This is a genomic window from Stenotrophomonas sp. PS02289 (assembly GCF_029960115.1).
Classification (GTDB): domain Bacteria; phylum Pseudomonadota; class Gammaproteobacteria; order Xanthomonadales; family Xanthomonadaceae; genus Stenotrophomonas.
In genome coordinates this window covers 1-4,705 of the sequence record NZ_JASCOZ010000246.1, presented here as the reverse complement: position 1 = coordinate 4,705, position 4,705 = coordinate 1, and the positions used below count along the sequence as shown (strand labels likewise).

Here is a 4,705-nt window from a genome sequence, read left to right as displayed (position 1 = left end):
CCGATGCACTGTCGTGGCGGGTCGGGGTGGGCTGGAGGGGGCGTGAGCCGCATGGATGCGGCGATCGAGCTTACATGGACGTACTTGCAGCGTCCCCCGGAACGCCCATCCTGATCCGCCAACCCAGGGTCACCGTGAACCACCGGTTGTTCGCCCAAAACCAACAGCAGCCGGGCAACGCCCGGCGGCGCGCGATGGTTGCAGTATCAGGCAGTTAGCGCGGGAGAAAGGCAGTCGCGGACCGGGGCGAAGCTGCGGCGGTGGGCGGGGCAGGGGCCGTGCTGGCGCAGGGCGGCCAGGTGGGCGGGGGTGCCGTAGCCTTTGTGCTGGTCGAAACCGTAGTGCGGGTGCTGCTCGTGCAACTGCTGCATGTAGCGGTCGCGACTGACCTTGGCCAGGATCGAAGCGGCCATGATCGCGCGGTCCAGGGCGTCGCCGCCGACCAGGGCCTCGGCCGGGCAGGGCAGGCCCTTGGGAATCTTGTTGCCGTCGATGCGCGCGAACTGGGCGACGTGCGCCACGCCTTCCACCGCGCGCCGCATGCCCGCCATCGTCGCCTGGAAGATGTTCAGCGTGTCGATCTCATCCACGTCCACCATCACGATGTGGAAGGCCAACGCACGCTGCTGGATCTTGTCGAACAGCGCGTCGCGGCGCAGCGCGGTCAGCTGCTTCGAATCGTCCAGCCCGTTCAGGCGTGGACGGTCCGGGCAGAACACCACGGCCGCCACCGCCACCGGGCCCGCCAGCGGACCTCGGCCGGCTTCATCCACGCCCGCGACATAGCGCGGCGCGACCGTGGCCAGCGCTGCACCGTCGAACAGTGCCAGCGATGCCTCTGCGGCATGACGACGGCTCATGCCGCCGCGCCACCCTGCGCCGGGCGGTTCAGCAGTTCCGCCACCGCATCGGCCGCACGTGCCGATGCATCCTGGCGCAGCTGCTGATGCAGTTTCTGGTAGGTCGGCTGGATGTCCACGCCGCGCTGCGGGTGGTCAAACCACTGCAGGATTGCCGCCGCCAGCTGGTCCGGCACGCAGTCGTGCTGGATCAGTTCCGGAGCCAGGTCCTTGCCCGCCAGAATGTTCGGCAGCGCGAAACGGTCCACCTTGATCAGGCCCAGCGCCTTCACGATCCGGTAGGTCAGCTCCGCCACGCGGTAGCCCACCACCATCGGACGCTTCACCAGCATCGCTTCCAGCGTGGCCGTGCCAGAGGCCAGCACCACCACGTCGGCGGCGATCATCGCGGTGCGTGCTTCACCATCCAGCACATGCGAATACGCCACCGGCAACGCCGAGCGCGACAGCTGCTCGGTGATCAGGCGACGACAGGCCGGGTTCGCCGCCGGCACCACCACGTGCAGCCCGGGAATGCGTTCGGAGACCTGCCAGGCCGCCTCGAAGAACGCCTGGCCCAGCTTGCTGATTTCGCCCAGGCGGCTGCCGGGGAGCACCGCCAGCACTTTGGCGTTGGAGGGCAGGCCCAGCGCCACGCGTGCCGCTTCGCGGTCGCTGTGCAGCGGGATGTCGTCGGCCATCGGATGGCCGACAAAGCGTGCGTCGATGCCATGCTTCGCATAGATCGGCGGTTCCATCGGGAACAGGCACAGCACCAGGTCCGCGCTCGCACCGATCTTCTCGGCGCGCTTTTCGCGCCACGCCCAGACCGATGGACTGACGTAATGCACGGTGCGGATGCCGCGTTCCTTCAACCAGCGCTCCACGCCCAGGTTGAAGTCCGGCGCGTCGATGCCGATGAACACGTCTGGCTGCCAGTCCAGCACGCGGGTGCGGAACTCCTTGCGCAGCTTCAGCAGCCGCGGCAGGTGGCGCAGCACCTCGGTCAGCCCCATCACCGCCAGTTCGCTGCTGTCGAACCAGGTCAGGCAGCCGGCGTTGCGCATGGCATCGCCGCCGATGCCGGCAAACTCGGCGTTCGGGAAGCGCTGCGCCAGCTCGCGGATCAGCCCGGCACCGAGCAGGTCGCCCGACGCTTCGCCGGCCACCAGTGCGATCCGCAGGGGCCGGCCCGAGCCGGTCACCGGACCGGGCAGCGCATCGGCCACCGCGGTCAGCGGAGCCGATCCGAGGGTGACCACGGTGGCAACGTGCCCGCCGCTGCCGGTCATCGCAGCAGCGGCCTCTCGGCCTGCTCGATGAAGTCGAGCAGGTCCTTGACGTCGCTGCTGGACTTGGCCTGTTCGGCCAGCTGCACCTTGGCGTCGGCCAGCGGAAGGCCGGCCACATACAGCGTGCGGTACGCGCGCTTGATGCTGGCGATGCGCTCGGCGTCGAAGCCGCGGCGCTTGAGGCCTTCGCTGTTGATGCCGCGCGGACGGCCCAGCGAATCGCTGCCGACCATGGTGAAGGGCGGCACGTCGCCGTTGGTCAGTGCACCCATGCCGAGGAAGGCATGTGCGCCGATCCGGCAGAACTGGTGCGCACCGGCGAAGCCGCTGATGATCACGTAGTCGCCCACGGTGACATGGCCGGCGAGGGTGGTGTTGTTGGAGAACACGCAGTTGTTGCCGACGTGGCAGTCGTGCGCCACGTGCGTGTAGGCCAGCATCCAGTTGCCGTTGCCGATCGTGGTGATGCCGCCACCGCCGCCGGTACCCCGGTTGAGGGTGACGAATTCGCGGAACACGTTGTCGTCGCCGATCACCAGTTCGGTACGCTCGCCGGCGTACTTCTTGTCCTGCGGCTCGCCGCCGACGGCCACATGGCCGATGAAGCGGTTGTTGCGACCGATCCGGGTCGGGCCGTGGATCGAGCAGTGCGGTCCGATCTCGGTGCCTTCGCCAATGACGACGTCGGCACCGATCAGGCAGAACGCACCGACGCGCACATCCGCAGCCAACGTCGCCGACGGGTCAATGACCGCGGTGGGGTGGATGAGGGGAGCGTTGTCGGTCATTGCAGGTCTCCTGCCAGGATCATTCGCGGGTGCCGGCGCACAGCACTTCGGCGCAGGCGACAACTTCGCCGTCGACCTTGGCCACGCAGTCGTACACCGCCATGTTGCGGATCACGCGCTTGATTTCCACATGCATTTCCAGCACGTCGCCCGGCACGACCTGGCGGCTGAAACGGGCCTTGTCGACCTTCACCATGTAGAACAGCTTGGACTGCGCATCACGGCCCAGGGTCAGCTGGGTCAGCACGCCGCCGGCCTGGGCCATGGCTTCGATGATCAGCACGCCGGGCATGATCGGCTGGCCGGGGAAGTGGCCCTGGAAGAACGGCTCGTTGATGCTCACGTTCTTGGTGGCGACGATGGTGCGCTTCTCGTAGTCAATCGAGAGCACCTTGTCCACCAGCAGGAACGGGTAGCGATGCGGGATCAATGCCTGGATCTGGGTGATGTCCGGCAGCTTCTGTTCGTGGCTCATTCCTTCTCCTTGCTCACAGACAGGATGCGACGGGCCAGGGCATCAAGCTGCTTGAAGCGCGCGGCGTTCTTGCGCCACGTGCGGTTGTCGGTCAATGGGGTGCCGGAAGAATACTCGCCCGGCTCGGTGATGGAGTTGCGCACCACCGATTTACCGGTGATGACGACCTTGTCGCAGATTTCCAGATGGCCGACGACGCCGACGGCGCCGCCGAGCAGGCAGTAACGGCCGATCTTGGCGCTGCCGGCGATGCCGGTGCAGCCGGCGATGGCCGAGTGTGCGCCGATCTGGACGTTGTGGGCGATCTGGACGAGGTTGTCCAGGCGCACGTCGTTGTCCAGCACGGTGTCTTCGAGCGCGCCGCGGTCAACGCAGGTATTGGCCCCGATCTCGCAGTCGTCGCCGATACGCACGCCGCCGAGCTGGGGCACCTTGATCCAGCTGCCGGCATCCATGGCCAGGCCGAAGCCGTCGGCACCAAGCACGGCACCGGGGTGGACGCGCACGCGCTTGCCTAGCTTCACGCGAGTGACCAGGGTGACCCGGGCGATCAGTTCGCAGCCGGTGTCGAGGGTGCAGTCTTCGCCGATGACGCTGCCGGGGCCGACGATGCAGTTCTCGCCAACCACGCTGCGGGCACCGATGGTGACGAACGGGCCGATATGGGCGCTGGCGGCGACCTGGGCAGCGGGGTCGATGATGGCGCTGGGGTGGATGCCGGGTTCGCGCAGCGGTGCGATGTCGAACAGCGCGGCGATCTTGGCGAAGGTGGTGTACGGGTCCTTCGCGATCAGGGCGGTGCCGGGGGCGGCCTCGGCGTCGTCGGCGCGCAGCACCACGATGCCGGCCTGGCTGTCGGCCAGCTGGCTGCGGTAGCGCGGATTGGCCAGGAAGGTCAGCTGGCCGGGGCCGGCATGGGCCAGCGTGGCCACGCCCTGAATGGCGATGGCACCGTTGCCATGGACCTGAAGGCCAAACTGCTCGGCGAGTTGCTGGGCGGTATAGGTAGGAGTATTCACGCCGGAAGTTTACCGTGTGCCGTGACTTCGGTCATGTTGGCGGTTTACGTGACGCCGGGCGCTGCCCGGCTGCGGTGGGATTGGGGCGAACAACCCTCGGTTCACGGGTTCCCTGGCTTGGCGGCCCGGGGCGGGCGTTCCGGGGGACGCTGCAAGTACGTCCATGTAAGCTCGATCGCCGCATCCATGCGGCTCACGCCCCCTCCAGCCCACCCCGACCCGTCCCGATAGACCATCGGTGGCCACCGGAAATCAAACTCGCGCCTCCCCGCACGGAAGAACGCCGTCGCCC

The 4,705-nt window shown here is 67.7% G+C and carries 5 protein-coding genes; all 5 read right to left on the bottom strand.

Translation table 11 applies throughout. The features are described from left to right. Positions 1-206 precede the first annotated feature (206 nt). Genes QMX83_RS20260 through lpxD form a run of 5 tightly spaced genes read right to left on the bottom strand, consistent with a single transcriptional unit; the run spans position 207 to position 4,413 of the window. Positions 207-860: a ribonuclease HII gene (locus tag QMX83_RS20260; protein WP_282298434.1), complete on the bottom strand. Its 654-nt coding sequence runs from the start codon at positions 858-860 to the stop codon at positions 207-209. Continuing rightward, on the bottom strand, positions 857-2,131 hold the full coding sequence (lpxB, locus tag QMX83_RS20255) for a lipid-A-disaccharide synthase (RefSeq protein ID WP_282298433.1): 1,275 nt from the start codon (positions 2,129-2,131) through the stop codon (positions 857-859). Before lpxB ends, QMX83_RS20260 begins: the two co-directional genes overlap by 4 nt. Further along, positions 2,128-2,919: an acyl-ACP--UDP-N-acetylglucosamine O-acyltransferase gene (lpxA, locus tag QMX83_RS20250; RefSeq protein ID WP_282298432.1), complete on the bottom strand. Its 792-nt coding sequence runs from the start codon at positions 2,917-2,919 to the stop codon at positions 2,128-2,130. The genes lpxB and lpxA overlap by 4 nt, the downstream gene beginning before the upstream one ends. Before the next feature lie 19 nt (positions 2,920-2,938). Further along, positions 2,939-3,394, bottom strand: coding sequence for a 3-hydroxyacyl-ACP dehydratase FabZ (fabZ, locus tag QMX83_RS20245; RefSeq protein ID WP_125362283.1), 456 nt, complete (start codon positions 3,392-3,394; stop codon positions 2,939-2,941). Continuing rightward, positions 3,391-4,413: a UDP-3-O-(3-hydroxymyristoyl)glucosamine N-acyltransferase gene (gene lpxD, locus QMX83_RS20240; RefSeq protein ID WP_282298431.1), complete on the bottom strand. Its 1,023-nt coding sequence runs from the start codon at positions 4,411-4,413 to the stop codon at positions 3,391-3,393. Before lpxD ends, fabZ begins: the two co-directional genes overlap by 4 nt. Positions 4,414-4,705: the final 292 nt, after the last annotated feature.